Source organism: Cupriavidus cauae, assembly GCF_008632125.1.
In the GTDB taxonomy this organism is placed as follows: Bacteria; Pseudomonadota; Gammaproteobacteria; order Burkholderiales; family Burkholderiaceae; genus Cupriavidus; species Cupriavidus cauae.
The window spans coordinates 54,098-72,634 of record NZ_VWRN01000068.1 but is presented as its reverse complement, the minus strand read 5'-3'; the positions used below and the strand labels follow the sequence as shown (position 1 = coordinate 72,634).

15 protein-coding genes are annotated in these 18,537 nt (G+C 68.7%); 7 read left to right on the top strand and 8 right to left on the bottom strand.

Translation table 11 applies throughout. The features are described 5' to 3' along the window. Positions 1–90 precede the first annotated feature (90 nt). Positions 91–879: an alpha/beta fold hydrolase gene (locus tag F1599_RS23860; RefSeq protein ID WP_150084755.1), complete on the bottom strand. Its 789-nt coding sequence runs from the start codon at positions 877–879 to the stop codon at positions 91–93. 132 nt (positions 880–1,011) lie between these two features. Between F1599_RS23860 and F1599_RS23855 the strand changes: the two genes are divergently transcribed. After that, positions 1,012–1,935: a LysR family transcriptional regulator gene (locus F1599_RS23855; protein WP_150084754.1), complete on the top strand. Its 924-nt coding sequence runs from the start codon at positions 1,012–1,014 to the stop codon at positions 1,933–1,935. A 24-nt stretch (positions 1,936–1,959) separates the two neighbouring features. On the opposite strand, the gene F1599_RS23850 is transcribed toward F1599_RS23855, so the two are convergent. The 3 genes from F1599_RS23850 to F1599_RS23840 form a co-directional block, all read right to left on the bottom strand. Then, positions 1,960–2,904, bottom strand: coding sequence for a polysaccharide deacetylase family protein (locus F1599_RS23850; RefSeq protein ID WP_150084753.1), 945 nt, complete (start codon positions 2,902–2,904; stop codon positions 1,960–1,962). A 2-nt stretch (positions 2,905–2,906) separates the two neighbouring features. Further along, entirely contained in the window at positions 2,907–3,905 is a 999-nt protein-coding gene (locus F1599_RS23845; RefSeq protein ID WP_150084752.1) for a tripartite tricarboxylate transporter substrate binding protein, read from the bottom strand. A gap of 101 nt (positions 3,906–4,006) precedes the next feature. Then, entirely contained in the window at positions 4,007–5,383 is a 1,377-nt protein-coding gene (locus tag F1599_RS23840) for an amidohydrolase family protein (protein ID WP_150084751.1), read from the bottom strand. A gap of 54 nt (positions 5,384–5,437) precedes the next feature. Here F1599_RS23840 and F1599_RS23835 point away from each other — a divergent pair, with 54 nt between their 5' ends. The 6 genes from F1599_RS23835 to F1599_RS23810 all read left to right on the top strand — a co-directional run bounded on the left by F1599_RS23835 (position 5,438) and on the right by F1599_RS23810 (position 12,359). Continuing rightward, positions 5,438–6,301 (top strand): GntR family transcriptional regulator, encoded by an 864-nt coding sequence (locus tag F1599_RS23835; RefSeq protein WP_223819854.1) that lies wholly within the window; start codon positions 5,438–5,440, stop codon positions 6,299–6,301. A gap of 2 nt (positions 6,302–6,303) precedes the next feature. Then, positions 6,304–6,972 (top strand): aspartate/glutamate racemase family protein, encoded by a 669-nt coding sequence (locus F1599_RS23830; protein ID WP_149318526.1) that lies wholly within the window; start codon positions 6,304–6,306, stop codon positions 6,970–6,972. 339 nt (positions 6,973–7,311) lie between these two features. Continuing rightward, positions 7,312–8,652 carry an MFS transporter gene (locus F1599_RS23825; protein WP_149318527.1) on the top strand — a complete coding sequence of 447 codons (1,341 nt, stop codon included), beginning with the start codon at positions 7,312–7,314 and terminating at the stop codon, positions 8,650–8,652. A gap of 49 nt (positions 8,653–8,701) precedes the next feature. Then, the gene (gene hydA, locus F1599_RS23820) at positions 8,702–10,138 is read left to right on the top strand and encodes a dihydropyrimidinase (protein WP_150084750.1); all 1,437 of its coding nucleotides are present in this window, start codon (positions 8,702–8,704) and stop codon (positions 10,136–10,138) included. Then, positions 10,138–11,562 (top strand): amidase, encoded by a 1,425-nt coding sequence (locus F1599_RS23815; RefSeq protein WP_150084749.1) that lies wholly within the window; start codon positions 10,138–10,140, stop codon positions 11,560–11,562. Before hydA ends, F1599_RS23815 begins: the two co-directional genes overlap by 1 nt. Before the next feature lie 53 nt (positions 11,563–11,615). After that, complete coding sequence (locus F1599_RS23810; protein ID WP_150084748.1) at positions 11,616–12,359, top strand: aspartate/glutamate racemase family protein; 744 nt, start codon at positions 11,616–11,618, stop codon at positions 12,357–12,359. Between the two features lie 107 nt (positions 12,360–12,466). On the opposite strand, the gene F1599_RS23805 is transcribed toward F1599_RS23810, so the two are convergent. The 4 genes from F1599_RS23805 to F1599_RS23790 form a co-directional block, all read right to left on the bottom strand. Beyond that, positions 12,467–13,210, bottom strand: a complete 744-nt coding sequence (locus F1599_RS23805) for a GntR family transcriptional regulator (RefSeq protein WP_149318531.1) — start codon at positions 13,208–13,210, stop codon at positions 12,467–12,469. Positions 13,211–13,337: 127 nt separating this feature from the next. Next, positions 13,338–14,648 carry an MFS transporter gene (locus tag F1599_RS23800; RefSeq protein WP_149318532.1) on the bottom strand — a complete coding sequence of 437 codons (1,311 nt, stop codon included), beginning with the start codon at positions 14,646–14,648 and terminating at the stop codon, positions 13,338–13,340. Between the two features lie 200 nt (positions 14,649–14,848). Further along, positions 14,849–17,980: a cytochrome c gene (locus tag F1599_RS23795; RefSeq protein WP_150084747.1), complete on the bottom strand. Its 3,132-nt coding sequence runs from the start codon at positions 17,978–17,980 to the stop codon at positions 14,849–14,851. Continuing rightward, positions 17,977–18,486, bottom strand: a complete 510-nt coding sequence (locus tag F1599_RS23790; protein ID WP_150084746.1) for a (2Fe-2S)-binding protein — start codon at positions 18,484–18,486, stop codon at positions 17,977–17,979. The genes F1599_RS23795 and F1599_RS23790 overlap by 4 nt, the downstream gene beginning before the upstream one ends. Positions 18,487–18,537 lie beyond the last annotated feature (51 nt).

Below are 18,537 nucleotides of genomic sequence, written 5' to 3'. Positions count from 1 at the left end.
TGGGAATGCCGGATCGTATAGTATCGGCGCTCGCAGACCGTTCAAGACCCCACCGATGGGGGATAGCGTCTCATTGCCACAGATGCCAAATCAGCGAAGGAAACCGCCGACCTCCGCCAAGAACCCCTCGCGCATCTCCACATTCGACATATGCACCGCCGGTAGCAGCACCAGCTTCGCACTCGGAATCGCCGCTGCGATCTCTTCGCTGTGCTCGGCGCGTGTCACCGTATCGAACTTCCCGCCGATCACCAGCGTCGGCCGTGAAATGAGCGTAATGGTCCGACGCAGGTCCATATCGCGCACGGCGGCCAGTGCGCCGGCGATGCCGCGTGGGTGGGTTTCGAGCAGGGCCTTGCGGAACGGCGCGAGCGCCGGATCGTTCTTCTCGCGCATTTCGGCGGGAAACCAGTTGCCCAGGAACGCCTCGGCGGTCTCGTTCGGCGTCGCGGCGAGGATCGTCTGGATGCGGGGCTCCCAATCCGCGGCCGGGCCGAGGTAGGCGGCGGTGTGCGCGAGCACGAGATGGTCGATTCGCTCGGGGGCGTGGATCCCCAGCCATTGCGCGACCATGCCGCCCAGCGACAGGCCGAGGAAGTGGACCCGTTCGAGCTCCAGCGCGTCCATCAGTTCGAGCGCGTCGCGCCCGAGCCGGTCCAGCGAATAGGCGCCGGCCGGCACGTCGGAGGCGCCGTGGCCGCGCATGTCGTAGCGCAGCACGCGAAAGCGTTCCAGCAATTGCGGCATCACGCCGTCCCACATCGACATATCGGTCGCGATCGAATTGGACAGCATCAGCACGGGGCGGCCGGCTTCGCCCTCGAAACGGTAGGCAATCCGTTGGGCATCGCTGGTGGTGAAGGTCGAAAGCGCTTGCATCTCGGTTCTCCTGGAAGGTAGGGAAGGCCCTTCGCCGAATCGGCGCCGGGGCCATCGCAGGAACCATCCTAGCGGCGGACCGAATCTGAGAAAATTACAAAGTTCTCAACCTCTCTGTCAGCAAGACAAACAATGTCCCGCTTCACGTTGCAAGACCTGCAGTGCTTCGACGCCGTCGTCCGCGAGGGAGGATTCCAGGCGGCCGCGACCGTTCTGCATCGGACGCATCCCGCGGTGTTTGCGGCGGTGGCCAGACTGGAGCGCCAGCTCGGCCTGGCGCTGCTCGATCGCAGCGGCTACCGGGTCAGCCCGACGGAAGCGGGGCGCGCCTTTTATCGGCATGCACAATCGCTGCTGCGCGAGCTCCATGCGCTGCAGCTTCATGCCGAGCAATTGGCGATGGGCGAGGAAAGCGAACTGCGTGTGGTGATCGGCGACCTGTGCCCGCCGCCGCAGACCCTACGCCTGCTGGGCCCGTTCTTCGCGGCGAATCCCGCAACGCGGCTGGACCTGCATGTCGAGGCGGTGACCGGGCCGTGGGAGCGCCTGTTCGACGGCGAGGCGGACCTGATCGTGCATCGCGTCGACAAGAGCGACACGCGCATCGAATGGCTGGATCTATGCAAGATCGAGCTGATCCCCGTGGTGGCACCGGGTTTTCTGCCATTCCCGGTCTCGCGTGCAATCCGTCCCGAGCAATTGCGGGCGCTGACGCAATGCGTGATCCGAGACAGCGCACGGCGTCCCGTGGCTCAGGAGCATTTCGTCGTGGCGGGCGCGCCGCAATGCACGGTGCCGGATCCGATGATGAAGAAGGAGATCATCCTGCAGGGGATGGCGTGGGGACATCTGCCCCGCTTTCTGATCGAGCAGGAACTGGCGGAAGGAAGACTGCTGTCGATCGCCGGGCGCTATCTGCCGGGCCGTGTCGAGGAACTGGTCGCCGCGCGCCGGCGCGACCGCCCGCATGGGCCCGTCGCGAACCGGCTGTGGGAGCATCTGGGCAAGGCGGCGCCGCGATTTCGCGCGGCGCTTCGCCATGGCGGAAATCGCTGAGTACGCGACGACCTCGCCCCTCCGCTACACGCGCGTCGTCTCCGCATGCGCCAGCCAGTGCCGCGCGATGGCGTCGCGCCGCGCGATCCAGACGCTGCCGCGCGAACGCATATGCGCGAGCATCGCCTCCAGCGCCGCAATGCGGCCGGGCCGCCCCAGCATGCGCAGATGCAATCCGACGGACATCATCTTGGGGGCGTGTGCGCCCTCGCGCCAGAGCCAGTCGAACGCATCGGTGACATAGCCGGCGAAGTCGGCGGCGCGCACAAAGCGGTTGCCGTGCTGGAACTGCATGTCGTTGGTGTCGAATGCATAGGGCAGCATCACATGCGGCCCGCGCGGGCCAGACAGCGTCACGGGCAGGTCGTCACCATAGAAGTCGCTGTCGTAGACGAACCCGCCCTCTTCCATCAGCAGCCTGCGCGTTCTCGGGGTCGACGCGGAACGGGTATGCCAGCCCACCGGCCGTATGCCGGTGGCCGAACGGATTGCGGCGACCGTGCGGTCGATGGCCTCGCGCTCCTGCTCCTCCGCCATGGCGACATGGCTTTCCCAGCGCCAACCATGGGCGGCGACCTCATGGCCACGGGCCACGGCATCGCGCGCCAATTCGGGCAGGCGCTCCACGGCTCGTCCGCAGGCGCTGACCGTGATGGCTGCGCCGGCGTCGGCCAGGCATTGCATGATGCGCCACCATCCCGCACGCGTCCCGTAGTCGAAATGGCTCTGCAGGCAGGGATCGGGACGGCCTTCGATCCGGTCGACCACCTCGTACGTCGATTCGTTGCGCGCGTCGCCTTCGGCGATTGACAGTTCGGCGCCTTCCTCGAGATTCAGCACGAACGATACCGCCACCCTGGCCTCGCCTGGCCAATGCGGGTGGGGCGGACGACCCGCATAACCGAGCAGGTCGCGCTGCACGGCTGGCGCTTGTTCGTCGGAGTTCGGCGGCAAGGCATCGCGGTCCATCGTCATTCCGCCTGCAGCTTGCCGCTGCGCACCAGCTTCGCGTACCGGTCCAGCTCGCCGCGCAGGAAGGCCGCCGCTTCCGGAGGCGACCCGGTGGCCGGCTCGGCGCCCAGCGCCTCGAAGCGGCTGCGCACGTCGGCGCTCGCAAGTACCGCGGCGATGTCCTGGTTTAGCTTCTGCACGATCTCGCGTGGTACGCCCGACGGCGCGATCATCATGAACCAGGGTGCGAACTGGTAGGCGGGCAGGCCGGCCTCGGCCATCGTCGGCACGTCGGGCAGCAGGGGCGAGCGGCGCGGCGTGGTCACGGCAAGGGCCCGCAGCTTTCCGCTCTTGATATAGCCGACCGACGAGACGACCGGGTCGATCATCATGTCCACCTGGCCACCGACCAGATCCGTCAGCGCCGGCGCAGCGCCCTTGTAGGGCACGTGGGTCAGAGCGACGTCGGCCAGGCTGGCAAACTGCGCGCCGCCAATATGGCTGGTCGAGCCGCTGCCCGAGGAGGCATAGGTCATCTTGCCGCCGGCGCGCCGCGCGAGTGCGACCAGCTCCGTCACGGAGCGCGCCTGCACTGCCGGATTGACGGCCAGCACGCTGGGCAGCGTGGCGACCATTGCCACCGGCGTGAAATCGCGCTCGGTGTCATAGCGCAGCTTCGGATAGAGGCTGGGATTGACCGCATGGCCCACCGTCACCAGCAGCAGCGTGTGTCCGTCCGCAGGTACCTTGGCCACGTACTCGGTGGCAATCCGGCCGCCGGCACCCGGCTTGTTCTCGACCAGCACCGGCTGCTTCCACGCCGCGCCGAGCTTGTCCGCGAGGACGCGGCCGAAGGTATCGGCCGCACCGCCGGGCGGGAATGGCACCACGATGCGTACCGGCTTGTCCGGAAAGCTGGCGGCCGATGCCGCGGCCACGGCGTTGGTGGAAGCCGTGCCGACTGTCAGCAGGGCGGCGCAGGGAAGAAGGCATCGGCTCAACAAAGCGTGCAGCGTCATAGGGTCACCTGTTGCGATGGAAGGAAGGAACGCCCCGGCTCGTTTGCAAGCGCCGTGCCATCGATGGCTGCATCACGGCACGACGCGACAGCGCAGCGGCGTCATGCCGCCGGTTTCCAGTATTCGCGACCGACTCCCTGCCACAGCGCGCGACAGGCATGCTCGGCCTCACGGCATACCTCGTCGAGATCCACGCGCGTCGGCACGCCATCGTTCACCAGCACCTCGCCATCGACGACGACCATCCGGACATCCCTGCCCTGGCCGTTGTGAACCAGGTTGCCGAGCGGATTGACCAGCGGGACCAGATGCGGCCGCGCGAAATCCAGCATCACGAGGTCCGCGCGCTTGCCGACCTCCAGCGTGCCGATGCGGTCCGCCAGCCCGAGCGCACGCGCGCCGCCCATGGTCGCCATCTCGAACACATGGCGCGGCTGCCAATCGTCATCGACGCCGCCACGCTGCACGCGCGCCGTGACCAGGGCCCAGCGCATCAACTCGATCATGTCCGCATGCTGCGTATCGGTTGCCAGCGCGATATTGATGCCGGCGCGCTTGATGTCGGGCGTCGGTGCAAGGCGGCCGGAGGTCGCATTGCACTTGGGGATGTGGACCACATGTGCGCCCGCCCGCGCGAGCCTCTCGATGTCGTCTGCCGTCACATAGATGCAATGGCCGCCCATCAGGCGCGGCGTCAGCAGTCCGGTCTCGTCCAACACTTGGGTTGAAGTGCGCCCGGTGCGTGCCTTCACCCGCTCGACTTCCACGACGCTCTGGCCGAGGTGCATGTTCACCCGCATGTCGCGCTGCTGTGCCAGCGCGGCGATCTCGCGCAGGAAGCCGTCGGAACAGGTGTCGACGGCGTGAGCGGCGAGCTGGACCTGGACGCGATCGTTTCCCTGCCAGCGGGCCGCCAGGTCCAGGGCCGCCTGCAGCGTGCGGGATCCGATCGCCGCGTCGTAGTGCCAGCGGCCTTCGGCGACCTGCGCGAAATCGACATCGTGGATGCGCCAGCTCGGCGCGAGCCGCACGCCGAGTTCGGCCATGGCCTCGGTGGTCACGTCGGCGTGCACGAAGTTGTCGCCGATCAGCGTGGAACCGAACAGCATCGCCTCGAGCGCGCCGAGCCGCGCCAGCGCGCGGGCCTGCTCCGGATTGACCTGCGTGCCCTTCGGAATTCCCGGCGTATAGGACGGCGCGAAGCCCGCGTCGGCGGCCACGCCGCGCACCATCGACAGGATCGCGTGCGTATGGACGTTGACGAGCCCCGGGATCAGCACCTTGCCGGTCGCGTCGACGACGCGCCGGACCTGGGCGCCTTCGGGCAGCGCGTTGCCGATATAGGCGATCGAGCCGTCGCGAACGGCAAGCGTCATGTCGCGCTGCGCGACGTCGGCACCGGCCGCGGTACCGAGCAATGTGGCGCCGGTGAATACAAGGTCGAACACGGGCGGTGACTGCAGGAATTCGGTCGTCATGGATGGGTCTCGTTTCGAAGGGATCACGGTCGCTTCTGGTGCGGGCGCCTGTTGATGGCGCATTCATGGCGCACCGATGGTGCACCGCATGCACCATTACCGCACAACAATTTTGGTGCAATTTGGTTAACCATTCTGGTTGACGATAACCCGGAACGCAAGAATAATTCGGCCATCGGTCCGCCACGCCGGCCGCTCGCGCACGTCCCACGGATGAGTACCGACCCTTCGCCCGACATCGAGCAACGCCTCTATCAATCGATTGCCAGCGCATTGATGGCCGGCAAGCTGCGCCCCGGCATGCCGTTGCGGGAGCGCAATCTCGCGGAACTGTTTGGCACCACGCGCGGCGCGGTGCGAAAGGTGCTGGCTCGACTGGGGCAGGAAGGCAAGCTCGAACTGCTGCAGAATCGCGGCGCCTTCGTACCGCAGCCGTCGCCGGAAGACGTGGCGGACATCTATGGCGCGCGCGCCATCGTCGAGGCGGGGCTCGTTGCCGCGCTGGCCATGCGCCTGACCCAGCGCGGTGGCCGTGGTGCTCTGGCACGGCTCAAGTCCCATGTGGAGGCCGAAGAGGCGGCATGCCGGGCGCAGGACCGCGAAACGTCGGTGCGCCTGGCCGGCGAGTTCCACCTGAAACTGGCCGAACTGGTGGGCAACGACTCGCTGCTGCGCTATCTCGAGCAATTGATCGCTCGCACACAACTGTTCGTCGCGCTCTACGAGGCGCGGGACGAGAGCCATTGCGCGCCGGACGAGCACCGCCGCATCGTCGCCGCGCTCGACAAAGGCGACGTGGCCGCGGCGATTGCGACGATGAGCAGCCATCTGGCCGACGTCCAGGCGCGCGTGCTGGCGCATATGGCGCCGACGACCGACATCGATCTGGCCGACGTGCTCGGCGCCCCGCTGGCCTGATCGTGCGCTTCGTTCTGCTCAACCCCAATGCCAGCGTCGAGATGACGGCGCGCATGTGCGCGGTGGCGCGCGAGGCGATCGGCCCCGGTCACACGCTCGACGGGCACCACAATCCCGACGGCCCGGCGGCCATCCGTTCCGCGGCCGACAACGCGCTGGCGGTGCCGGGCCTGCTCGCCCTAGGCGCCAGACATCTGCACCGGTGCGACGCGGCGATCCTCGGCGTGTCGATGGACACCGCGCTCGGCGAGCTCCGCCGGCAGGCGACGATCCCCGTCGCCGGTGTCACCGAATCGGCCATGCTGCTCGGCTCCCAACTCGGCGCGCCCGTCGGATTGATTACGGTCGGTCCCGACCTGGTGCCGCTGTATCGCGACCTCGTGCGGCAGTACGGGTTGGGCAGCCGCCTGGCCGGCATCATCGGCATCGAAGCGCCGGGGGCCTACGGCGGGGCGACCGACACTAGCGTGGCCGACAAGCTGCGCGATGCCGTGCGCACCTTGCATCGCGCCCATGGCGCACGCGTGGTGGTCACCGTCGCCGCCGCGCTGTGCGGCTACGTGAACCTGCGCGATACCGACGTGCCGCTCTACGACGGCATCGCTTGTGCCGCCTTGCAGGTATTGGCGCTGGCGCGGCTGCGCCAGGCCTCTCTTTCTTCGGCCGGCTGACCCCTCGTTTTCCCTAGCCCCTCGTCCGTCGACGGCGGGCCTCACGCGGCCGCGCTGCGCTGCGGCCATCTCCCACCCCACCCCACAAACCCTTTCCCCGCTTGGCCTGCACGTCCGCGGCCGTGCCCCGAAACCGTGCGCCGCACCAATAGCCGGCATGCACATGCACCACTTTCGTCAAACAATTTTGGTCTTGATTGTATGGCGGTTATTGGACTACTGTACGGGACAGTGAGACGCCATGCGAGGGCCGTGCCGACGGCGCGGAAGCGGCAGTCCCACCCACTACGCCAACATGCCAACCGCCGACAGGCGGCCCCCTCCGGAGGAGAACGCATCATGCAAGCAGTCAGTGTCGACGCAACCGCGCGTGCCGCGCAGGACCGTCCCCAGTCGGTCGCGCGGGTCGCGGGCGCCAGCGTGGCGGGGACCACGCTGGAGTTCTACGACCACTTCATCTACGGATCGGCCGCCGCGCTGGTCTTTCCGAAGCTGTTCTTCCCGCAGAGCGATCCGCTGACCGCGACGCTGCTGTCCTTCGCCAGCTACGGCGTCGCATTTGTCGCGCGGCCGCTTGGCGCGGCGATCTTCGGCCACTTCGGCGACAAGTTCGGCCGCAAGTCCGTGCTGATCGTCACGCTGCTGATGATGGGCCTGGCGACCTTCGGCATCGGGCTGCTGCCGACCTACGGTAGCGTCGGCATGCTGGCGCCGCTGCTGCTGGTGCTGCTGCGGGTGATCCAGGGCCTCGCGCTGGGCGGCGAGTGGGGCGGCGCGGCCATCATGGTCAACGAGCTCGATCCCGAAGGCAGGCGCAGAGGACTGCTCGGCAGCCTGGTGCAGCTGGCCGCGCCGATCGGGCTGCTGCTGGCCAACGGCGTCTTCGCGCTGGTGACGTGGATGGTGTCGGAAGAGGCGTTCCTGAGCTGGGGATGGCGTGTGCCCTTCCTGCTGAGCGCGTTGCTGGTCGGCGTCGGCATGTACATCCGCGCCAATGTGCGCGAGTCCGCGGTGTTCGAGAAGGCCGAAGCGCAGCACGCCGAAGCGCGCGCGCCGATCGCCGAAGTGCTGCGTCACTACAAGAAGCAGCTGCTGATCGCATTCGGCGCGCGCCTGGGCGGCGATATCGCCTTCTACGTCTTCACGCTGTTCCTGCTGTACTACGTGCCGACCAAGCTGGGCCTGCCCAAGAGCATCGCGCTCAATGCCGTGCTGCTTGGCGCCGTCGCGCAGATTCTGTTCATCCCCGTCGCGGGCCTGCTGGCCGACCGCATCGGCCGCCGCCCCGTGCTGATGATCGGCGGCATCGGCGGCGCGCTGTGGGCATTCGGCTTCTTCGCGCTGGTGCATACGCTGAGCCCGGCGCTGATCATGCTGGCCTCGTTCATCGGCATGGTGCTGGTGTCCTTCATGTTCTCGCCGCTCGCGTCGTTCCTGCCCGAGCTGTTCGCCACGAAGGTGCGGGTCACCGGCGCCTCGCTGGGCTTCCAGTTCGCCGGCGTGTTCGGCGGCGCGCTGGCCCCGCTGATCGCCGTCGGCCTGCTGGACCGCTTCGGCAGCAGCACGCCGGTCGCCATCTACCTGGCCGTGGTATGCGTGCTGATCGCCGTCGCCGCGGGCGTGGCACGCGAGACCGCACGGGCCCGCCTGTCCGATCTCGGCAACGAGGCCGCACGCTGAACGAGCGCCGCGTGTGCCGCGCCAGAACAACAACCGTAATGAGATACCCGTGAAACAGTTCGACCTTCTGATCCGCAATGGCACGGTGGTGACCGCCAGCGACACCGTGCAATGCGACATCGCGATCGCCGGCGGCCGCATCGTGCAGCTCGGCCACGACCTCGGCAGTGCCCGCGAGGAGATCGATGCGAGCGGCAAGCTGGTGCTGCCGGGCGGTGTCGATGCGCATTGCCACCTCGACCAGCCGATGCCCGACGGCCTGAAGATGGCGGACGACTTCGAGTCGGGCACCATCTCGGCCGCGTGCGGCGGCACCACCACCGTGATTCCGTTTGCGGCGCAGGAAAAGGGCGAGTCGCTGCGTGCTGCCGTGGCCGACTACCATCGCCGGGCCGAAGGGCGCGCCGTGGTGGACTACGCCTTCCACCTGATCGTCTCCGATCCGACCGAGACGGTACTGCGCGACGAGCTGCCCTCCCTGATCCGCAAGGGCTACACGTCGTTCAAGGTCTACATGACCTACGACGACCTGAAGCTTAACGACCGCGAAATCCTCGACGTGCTGACGGTGGCGCGCCAGGAAGGCGCGCTGGTGATGATCCACGCGGAAAACTCCGACTGCATCGCCTGGCTGACCGACCGGCTGGAGGCCGAGCAGAAGACCGCGCCGCGCTTTCATGCCATCGCGCGGCCGATGGCGATCGAGCGCGAGGCGACGCACCGCGCCATCACCTTCTCGGAACTGGTCGATGTGCCGATCCTGATCGTCCATGTGTCGGGGCGCGAAGCGGTCGAGCAGATCCGCTGGAGCCGCGCGCGCGGCATGAAGATCTTCGCCGAGACGTGCCCGCAGTACCTGTTCCTGACGGCATCGGACCTCGACCAGCCCGGCTACCATGGCGCGAAATGCGTCTGCAGCCCGCCGCCGCGCGACCGCGCCAACCAGGAGGTGATCTGGGACGGCCTGGCCGATGGCCTGTTCACGATCTTCTCGTCGGACCATGCGCCGTTCCGCTACGACGATCCGCAAGGCAAGCAGCCGGGCGGGCAGGAGGTGCCGTTCCGCTATATTCCGAATGGCATCCCCGGGCTGGAGACGCGGCTGCCGCTGCTGTTCTCCGAGGGCGTCGGCGGCGGGCGCATTTCGCTGAACCAGTTTGTCGCGTTGACGTCGACCAACCCCGCCAAGCTCTACGGACTGCATCCGCGCAAGGGCACCATCGCGATCGGCGCGGACGCCGATCTGGCGATCTGGGACCCGCAGCGCGAGGTGGTCATCCGCAACGCCGACCTGCATCACGCGGTCGACTACACGCCGTACGAAGGCACGCGCGTCAAGGGCTGGCCGGTCACGACGCTGGTGCGCGGCAAGGTCGTCGCGCACGAGGGCAAGATGCAGGCGACGGCGGGACACGGCGAATTCCTGCCGTGCGCGCTGCCGGAGATGGCAAAGCCGCGTTACCGGACTTCGGGAGGAAGCCTTTGATGTCCCATCCGAATCGCAGTCGGCAGGACAGCGGCCATGACCGCGATGCCGCGCCGCCGTACCCGAACGCCTCTGGCATCGCGGCCCAGGTCAACGCCGGCGAGCTCGATCCCGGCGCGGTGGTGTCGGCGTTCCAGGCACGCATCGACGCGCGCAACGGTGAACTCAATGCCGTCTTCGAGGAGCGCCGCGATCTGGTCGAGGCCGACGTCGCGCAACTGCGCGGCCGCCTGGCCGCCGGCGAACGGCCGCCGCTCGCCGGCGTGCCCGTGATTGTCAAGGACGTGGTGTGGGTGCGCGGCCGCCGCGTGACCCAGGGCTCGCTGCTGTACCGCCACTTCGTCGCGCCCGAGGACGCCATCGCGGTCGAGCGGCTGCGCGCGGCCGGCGCCATCGTGCTGGGCATGGGCAATACCTCGGAATTCGCCTGCAAGGGCCTGACCACCAACAAGGTCTACGGGCTGACGCGCCATCCGCAGGACACCGCGCTGACGGCCGGCGGCTCGTCGGGCGGTTGCGCGGTGGCGGTGGCCGCCGGCATGGCGCCGCTGGCGCTGGGCACCGATGGCGGCGGCTCCAGTCGGCGCCCGCCCGCGCACGCGGGGGTGGTCGGCTTCAAGCCGTCCTTCGGCGCCATTCCCGATGCCGCAGGCTTTCCGCACGCGTTTCCGGGCATCCAGGTGATGGCGCCGATCACGCGCACGGTCGACGATGCTGCCCTGATGTTCCGCGCGCTGTGCGGTCCCGATCCGCGCGATCCCGATTCCATGGGCTTTCAGTGCGCTGCGGCCGAGCCGCTGGAGGGGCTTCGCATCGCGGTCAGCCCGCGCCTGGGCCTGGACACACCGGTCGACGACGATGTCGCCGAGGCCTTCGAGGCGGCGGTGGCACGCCTGCGTGCGGCAGGGCTGCGCATCGCGCGGCAGGATCCGGCCTGGCCGGAAGGGGCCGGCGAGGCGGCCTTGATGCCGCTGCAGCATGTCGGCCTGGCCAATCTCTACGGCGAGGCCTGGCGAAGCGACCCGGATCGCTTCGATCCGGACATCGCGCGGCAGATCGAGCGCGGCCTGTCGTGGAGCGGCGCCGAGGTAGCGCGCGCACGCGAGGCGAGCCGCCGCATCGGCCTGGCCCTGGCGGCGTTCTTCACCGAGCATGACCTGCTGCTGTGCCCGACCACGCCGTGCGTGGCCTGGCCCAACGACCGGCTCGGTCCCGAGCGGATCGGCGGCGTCGCCGTCGAACCGCGGGCGCATGCCGTCTTCACGCCGTTCTTCAACCATGCCCAGGCGCCGGCGATTTCGGTGCCATGCGGCACCGGGCGCGACGGCCTGCCGGTCGGCTTGCAGATCGCCGGCCCGCGCGGCGCCGACTGGCGCGTACTGGCGGCCGCGCGCCTGGTCGAACAACTGCTGGCGGCCGGCTGAGGCGACGGCCGCTCCCCGCACGTGACGAACCCGCGACTCCATCCCGAGACACCATGCGCATCCTTGTCCTGAATCCCAATACCAGCGAAGGCATCACGGCGCGGCTGATGGCCGCCGGCAGCGATGCCGCCGCGCCCGGTACCGAGCTGGTGCCGCTGACCGCGCCACGCGGCGTGCCCTATATCGCCACCCGTGCCGAGGCGCAGATCGGCGGCGCCATCGCGCTGGAGATGCTGGCCGAACACCATGCGAACGTCGATGCGGCGATCATCGCCGCCTTCGGCGATCCGGGCCTGCTGGGCGCGCGCGAACTGTTCGACCTGCCGGTCGTCGGCATGGCCGAGGCCGCAATGCTCAGTGCCTGCATGCTGGGACGGCGCTTTGCCATCGTCACCTTCGCCCGCGCGCTGGGCCCGTGGTACGAGGAATGCGTCGACATGCACGGACTGCGCGGCCGGCTGGCCGGCATCCGCATGCTCGACGACGCGTTTGCGTCGGTATCGGATGTGCAGGACGAGAAGGAGGCGTTGCTGGTGGCGCTGGCCAACCGCGCCGTCACCGAGGACGAGGCCGATGTGGTGATCCTTGCCGGTGCGCCGTTGGCCGGGCTGGCGGCGCGGGTGCGCGACCGCATCCCGGTGCCCGTGGTCGACCAGATGGCGGCCGCCGTCAAGCAGGCCGAGGGGCTGGTCGCGCTGAACACGCGCAAGGCGACCGCCGGCACGTTCCGCCGGCCCGATGCCAAGTCCACGTTGGGTCTGCCCGATGCGCTAGCGGCGCGTATCGAGCATCGTTAGCCCATCGTTCGCCAGTCGTTGTCGGCAGCCCGCACGTCGGTCCGCACCCCAGACCGCAGGTCAGTCCGCACATCGGTGCTCCGATGACCCGGCGCGTTGGCGCCTTGCTACACGGAGGCGAACACCGCCTCCAGGTCGACCTCTTCGTCGGCCGGCGCGTCCAGGTGCAAGGTGCTCTCGACATGCGCCAGATGCTCGGTCATCAGCGTGGCCGCGCGCTCGCCGTCTCCCGCTTCGAGCGCATCGAGAATGTCGTCGTGTTCGTGATGCGGGCAGGACGGCACGCCCGGCGCGTCGTACAGCGCGATGATCAGGCAGGTCAGCGAGCACAGCTCCCGCAGATACCTGGCCAGGTACTGGTTCTCCGACAAATCGGCAAGCCGCGCATGGAATTCGCCGGACAGCCGGATGATCGTGCGCCGGTCGTTCTTGCGCCGCGCCTGCGCTTCGTCGCGCGTGATCGCGCGCAGCGGCCGCAGGCGCTCGCGCGTCATGCCGGCCGCGAGGTCGCGCGCGAGCTCGGGCTCGATCAGCCGCCGCGCATGCAGGACCTGGCGGGCCTCCTGCACGCTCGGGCTGGAGACGAAGGTGCCGCGGTTCGGATACACCGTCACCACGCCCTCGTGTGCGAGCTTGGTAAAGGCCAGCCGCACCTTGGTCCGGCTGACGCCAAACACAGTGGCCAGTTTCTCCTCGACCAGCTTGGTGCCGGGCGGCAGCCGGTGCTCCCAGATCGCGACCAGGATGCGCTCGGCGATCTCGTCGACCTGGATGCCGGACGCGGCCTTGCCGTCGTCCAGCGGTTCGGCGGGGCTGTCGGTGTCGAGGCGGACGGCTTTCGCTCGCGGCATGATGGGGTCGGATACGGGCAGTTGGAGCGCCTATTGTACGGCGGCTGCCGGGCGACTGTATATCGCCTCCGCCGTCCGATCACCGCAGCGGCCGCCGCAGTGGCCGTATGCCGCCCCGCCCTTGCCGCTATCGGTTGACCGTCTTCGCCGGCATCGCCAGCACCAGAAGGCAGCTTCCCAGCAGGCAGACGGCGAACAGGATCAGGCCGGCGCTGGGGCTGTTGAAGGTGTCCTTCATCCAGCCCAGCAGGTACGTCGCCGCAAACCCGCCCAGGTTGGCGATCGAGCAGGCCAGCGCAATACCCGCGGCCGCCGCGGTGCCGCTCAGGAAGGTCGACGGCAGGCACCAGAACACCGGGAACGTCGCCACGATGCCGACGTTGGCCAGCGTCAGCAGCGCCAGTGTGGCGCCGGTATGGCCGGTGACGAAGGTACTGGCGACCAGCCCGAAGGCGCCGAACAGCACCGGCACGACGATATGCCAGCGGCGTTCGCGGGTGCGGTCCGAATGCGCGCCGTTGATCAGCATGGCCACCACCGCCACGGCATGCGGAATCGCGGTCAGCAGGCCGATATGCAGCGGGCTGGCGACGCCCGAATCGCGGATGATGGTCGGCATCCAGAAGCCGATCGAATACGTTCCCATCAGCAGGCACATGTCGATCACGCCCAGCATCCAGACGCGGCGGTCGGTGAAGGCCGCCTTCAGCGAATGCTGGTTCTCGACGAGCACGTCGGCTTCGAGATTGCGTTGCAGCGTGCGTTTCTCGCCCGCATCGAGCCATTTGGCCGAGTCGATGTTGTTCGGCAGATAGAAGAACACCATCACGCCGAGCAGCACCGAGGGCAGCGCCTCGAGGAAGAACAGCCATTGCCAGCCGGCATAGCCGTAGACGCCGGCAAACGCCGTCATGATCCAGCCCGAGATCGGACTGCCGATCATGCTGGCCAGCGGCAGCCCGATCATGAACAGCGCGATGATCTTGCTGCGGCGATGGGTCGGATACCAGTAGGTCAGGTACAGCAGCACGCCGGGCAGAAAGCCCGCTTCGGCCGCGCCGAGCAGGAAGCGCACGATATAGAACTGCGTGGGCGTGGTGACGAACATGGTGGCCCCGGACAGCAGGCCCCACGTCACCATGATGCGGGCGATCCAGATACGCGCGCCGACCTTCTGCAGCACCAGGTTGCTCGGCACTTCGAACAGGATATAGCCGACGAAGAACAGCCCGGCGCCCAGGCCGTAGACCGTCTCGCTGAACTTCAGGTCGTCCAGCATCTGCAGCTTCGCCAGCCCGACATTGATGCGGTCCAGATAAGCGGCCAGATAGCACAGACAGAAGAACGGAATCAGGCGCCATGTCACCTTGCGGTAGACATCCGGTTCCGTCGTCGGGGCCAGCACGCCGGCCGTTCCTTGAGGGTACTGATACGACATCTTCGCTCCTTGCTTGGTCTACCTTTGGGTGCTGGCGCCAACACCGTCCCCGCCTCGGCGTCGATGACGCAAGGTGCGGGTTCGGCGTGACTGGGTTCCGATGCAGTGCGTGCTGCATCGTGATCGGGAATGCGTTGTGAAGCAGTGGTGCGGTTGTGAGTAGCGGCGGCGACCTCTTCGATCTCGTGGGCTGTTCGACCTTATTGCCCGTGATGCGCGCCATTGGCGCCATTGGCGCCATGTACGACCTTCGCGCCGGTGGACGCGCTGCCGCGTATTCGCGCCACCGCCTCGTCCACGCCCTGCCAGGCCGGCTTGTCCGGCGCAAAACGGGCGCGCAGGTAATGCACCAGTTCGGCGACCTGCCGGTCGTCGAAGCTGTCGGCAAAGCTCGGCATATCGCCCAGCGCATTCGATGAAGGCGCCGGAATGCCCTTGAGCACGGCCTGAATCACGTTGTCCGGCTTGTCGCCATGCAGATTGGTGTTCAGCGCGAGCGACGGCTTGGCGCCGAACATCGGCACGCCCTGATCGGATTGATGGCAGACCGCGCAGGCGCTCTGGTAGAGCCGGTCGGCGGGACCGGTCATGGTGCGGGCCAGCGTCGCGCTGCGCTGCTCGAGGACCCGTGCCTGCCGGTCGAGCGTGGCGGCATCGGGCGGCGGCGCGTTGAACGAGGCGACGTAGTGCGCAATCGCGCGGACGTCGCTCTCCGGTAATTGCGCCAGCTCTTCGACGACCGGCGCCATCGGTCCGGCGGCGGCGCCATGGCGCGACGAGTACCCCGTGCGCAAGTACTGGAACAGGTCTTCTTCGGTCCAGGGAATCGGCGCGCGCGACAGCGAGGTCAAGGCCGGCGCTTCCCAGCCTTCGGCCTCGCCGCCGGTCAGGTAGGCGCGGCCGCCCTTCTCCGCGCCGAAGGCATTGCGCGGCGAATGGCAGGCGCTGCAATGTCCCAGCCCTTCGGCCAGATACGCACCGCGGTTCCATTGCACCGAGCGCGACGGGTCAGGCTGGAAGGGCTCGTTGCGATGGAACAGCAGATTCCAGCCGGCCATCAGTGGCCGCAGATTGAAGGGGAACGCCAGCTCGGTCTTCGGCGCCGGCGCATGCACCGGCTCGGCCGACATCAGGTACGCGTACAGCGCGCGCATATCGCCCTCGCTGATCTTGGCGAAGGCGGTATAGGGGAAGGCGGGGTACAGCCGGCGTCCGTCGCGATGGACGCCTTCGCGCATCGCGCGCTCGAACGCGGCGTACGACCAGTTGCCGATGCCGGTGTCGACATCGGGCGTGATATTGGTGCTGTAGATCGTGCCGAACGGCGTCTCGAGCGGCAGGCCGCCGGCGTTCTTCGCGCCGTTGGGCGCGGTGTGGCAGACGGCGCAATCGCCGGCCGCCGCCACCAGCCGGCCGCGTTCGATCGTCGCGGCCGAATAGAAGCCCGGCTCGGGGGGCGCAACGGGCGCGATCGCCGAGCGCCATGGCATCACGGTGGCGCACAGTCCGGCGATGGCGGCGCCCGCCGCAATCAGCCATTGGCGCTTGCGCCTGGCGGGCGCGTCCTCGGTGTGTTCTCCGGCCAGCGCCAGGCGTACGCGTTCGCCGCTGAACGGCGGCTCGCGCAGGCGCACGCCGGTGGCATCAAAAATCGCATTGGCGATCGCGGCGGCGGCGGGCAGGGTCGCGGCGGCGCTTCCGCGCAGACCCGCGGTCGTCGTCAAGCCGCCGACGACGCGGACCTCGGGAGCGAGCGTGCCGACCGCGGCCGGCAGCGCGGTGGCGGCATCGGCGGCCGTCGCCCAGCGATCGAACGACGGCGCCTGTGCCGTCAATTGCCGGGTCGCTTCGGCGATATCGTGTTCCAGCGCCGGCGCAGCGGCCTGCGTTCGGCCGGGTGAAGGTGAAGGCAAGGACGACGGCGAAGGTGTGGACGTGGACACCGCGCTGTCGTGACCGAGCGTGACCCGTGTCACGCTGACTTCGCCGCTGAACGCGTCTACCTCGACGTCGGCGACCCAGGCGGCCCAGCTGTGCGTTGGCTGCGCGCCATCGGCATCGACCACGCTGGCGTAGGCGAAGCCGCGCCCGCGGCGAACGCCCGCCGACGCATCGCCCGACGCGGCGCGGGACACAGAGCGCTGTGCAGGCGCCTGCCATCCGGCCTGCCGCGCCACCTGCCGAACCAGCGCCGCGCCCCGCTCGTCCTGCAGATGATTCAGGCGCAGCGCAACCGGATCGACGCCGGCCAGCGCGGCGGCCTCGTCCAGATGCGATTCGCGTGCAAACACCTGAGCGACGGCGCCCGCCAATGGGTTGATCGCGATGGCGGCTGCCGTGGGCGCCATGTCGGCCGACACCGCTTCGAGATGGTCGATCCGATACGGCGGCACCAGTCCGGCGTCATCGCTGCCGCCGACATCCGAGACCGCGGACGGCGTACCGGTCTGGATCGATGCCAGCGGCCGAGCCTGGACAGGCATTGCCGTGGCTGTGACCTGGTAGGCGGAAATCGCGGCGGCCTCGCCATCGGGCTCGCCGCCGGTCGTCGCACTTGCGATGCGGGTCGTGATCCATCCCGTGGCATCGTCGAACGCCGCCGCATCGAAGCGAACCCGCACCGGTCCGCCGACCGCCTGCGCCAGCAGCGCGGCATCGGCGGCGGCATGATGGGACACGCTTGCCCGGGCGGCCGCACCGCTCACGTCGGCCATGTCGGCCATGTCGGCCATGGCGGCCATGGCGGCCATATCGGCCATATCGGCGCCGTCGTGCCAGCAGATCAGCGCGACCGCGGTCTCGGCAATCCCGAGCAGCTTCGCCAGCTCGGCGCGCAGCGCACCGGGACGGCTATCCGGAAGCCAGACCCGCAGTTCGCCGTCTCGCCAATCCGCGATCGCGGTGGCGGCAGGCGGGGCGATGCCGGCCAGCGGCCAGCGGTAGTCCTGTTCGAGTTGCATGGATGCGGCCGCCAGCGCCGACGCTGCGTCGCCGTGCGAGGCGACCACCCGGCGCCGGCGCGGAACACGCTGCTCGGTACGGCCCCCGGCCTCCGACCATACCGGGCGCAACGCTGCCGCACCGGCTGCCGCCTGCGCGGGCGAGCGTGCCACCACGGCGAGGAAGTTGGCGCGCGCGACCACCGCGACCACATCGGGCACCGCGCGTGCGGCCTCGGCGTCGAAGCGGCGCAGCGTCGCGGCATGCGGATGACGGGGCCGCACGACTTCGCCAAACAAGCAGCGTTCGCGCGCGGGCGGTGGGATCAGCATCGTCCCGTCCGCTCCGTGGGCGATATCGCCGCCGCCGGCCACCCGTGCCAGATCGTTCATCGCGGCTCCGCCTGTTGGCCGGCCTGCCCCAGCAATACCGCGGCGCGCTTGACCGCGCGCACGATCTCGACATGCGTGCCGCAGCGGCACAGGTTGAAGCGCAGCGCTTCGCGGATCTGCTCGTCGGTGGGATCGGGATGCATCGACAGCAAGGCCTTGGCGGTCATGATCATGCCGTTCAGGCAGTAGCCGCACTGGGCCGCCTGTTCCTCGATAAAGGCTTGCTGCACCGGGTCCAGCCGCTCGCCCCGCGCAAGCCCTTCCAGCGTCGTCACCACATGCCCGACCGCGGCCCTGACCGGCACCACGCACGAACGCGCCGCGACGCCGTCGATCAGCACCGTGCAGGCCCCGCACTGACCGAGCCCGCAGCCGTACTTCGGCCCGTTGCATTCCAGGTCGTTGCGCAGGACATAGAGCAGCGGCGTGGCCGGGTCGGCGCAGACCGATCGTTCGGTGCGGTTGACGTTCAGCGAGAGCTGGCTGGGGGGGCGAGGCACGCTCATGGGGCTGGCTTGTCTTGGGGGCGGCAATGCAAGGTTGCCGCGCCTCCGGGA

What these genes read in the sequence shown, in the direction of transcription:
- F1599_RS23825 (WP_149318527.1), top strand. Translation starts at nt 7,312, where the DNA reads ATGCAAGCAGTCAGTGTCGACGCAACCGCGCGTGCCGCGCAGGACCGT.
- F1599_RS23835 (WP_223819854.1), top strand. Translation starts at nt 5,438, where the DNA reads ATGGCGCATTCATGGCGCACCGATGGTGCACCGCATGCACCATTACCG.
- F1599_RS23850 (WP_150084753.1), bottom strand. Translation starts at nt 2,904, where the DNA reads ATGGACCGCGATGCCTTGCCGCCGAACTCCGACGAACAAGCGCCAGCC.
- F1599_RS23800 (WP_149318532.1), bottom strand. Translation starts at nt 14,648, where the DNA reads ATGTCGTATCAGTACCCTCAAGGAACGGCCGGCGTGCTGGCCCCGACG.
- F1599_RS23790 (WP_150084746.1), bottom strand. Translation starts at nt 18,486, where the DNA reads ATGAGCGTGCCTCGCCCCCCCAGCCAGCTCTCGCTGAACGTCAACCGC.
- F1599_RS23815 (WP_150084749.1), top strand. Translation starts at nt 10,138, where the DNA reads ATGTCCCATCCGAATCGCAGTCGGCAGGACAGCGGCCATGACCGCGAT.
- F1599_RS23855 (WP_150084754.1), top strand. Translation starts at nt 1,012, where the DNA reads ATGTCCCGCTTCACGTTGCAAGACCTGCAGTGCTTCGACGCCGTCGTC.
- F1599_RS23805 (WP_149318531.1), bottom strand. Translation starts at nt 13,210, where the DNA reads ATGCCGCGAGCGAAAGCCGTCCGCCTCGACACCGACAGCCCCGCCGAA.
- F1599_RS23860 (WP_150084755.1), bottom strand. Translation starts at nt 879, where the DNA reads ATGCAAGCGCTTTCGACCTTCACCACCAGCGATGCCCAACGGATTGCC.
- F1599_RS23840 (WP_150084751.1), bottom strand. Translation starts at nt 5,383, where the DNA reads ATGACGACCGAATTCCTGCAGTCACCGCCCGTGTTCGACCTTGTATTC.
- F1599_RS23810 (WP_150084748.1), top strand. Translation starts at nt 11,616, where the DNA reads ATGCGCATCCTTGTCCTGAATCCCAATACCAGCGAAGGCATCACGGCG.
- F1599_RS23845 (WP_150084752.1), bottom strand. Translation starts at nt 3,905, where the DNA reads ATGACGCTGCACGCTTTGTTGAGCCGATGCCTTCTTCCCTGCGCCGCC.
- F1599_RS23795 (WP_150084747.1), bottom strand. Translation starts at nt 17,980, where the DNA reads ATGAACGATCTGGCACGGGTGGCCGGCGGCGGCGATATCGCCCACGGA.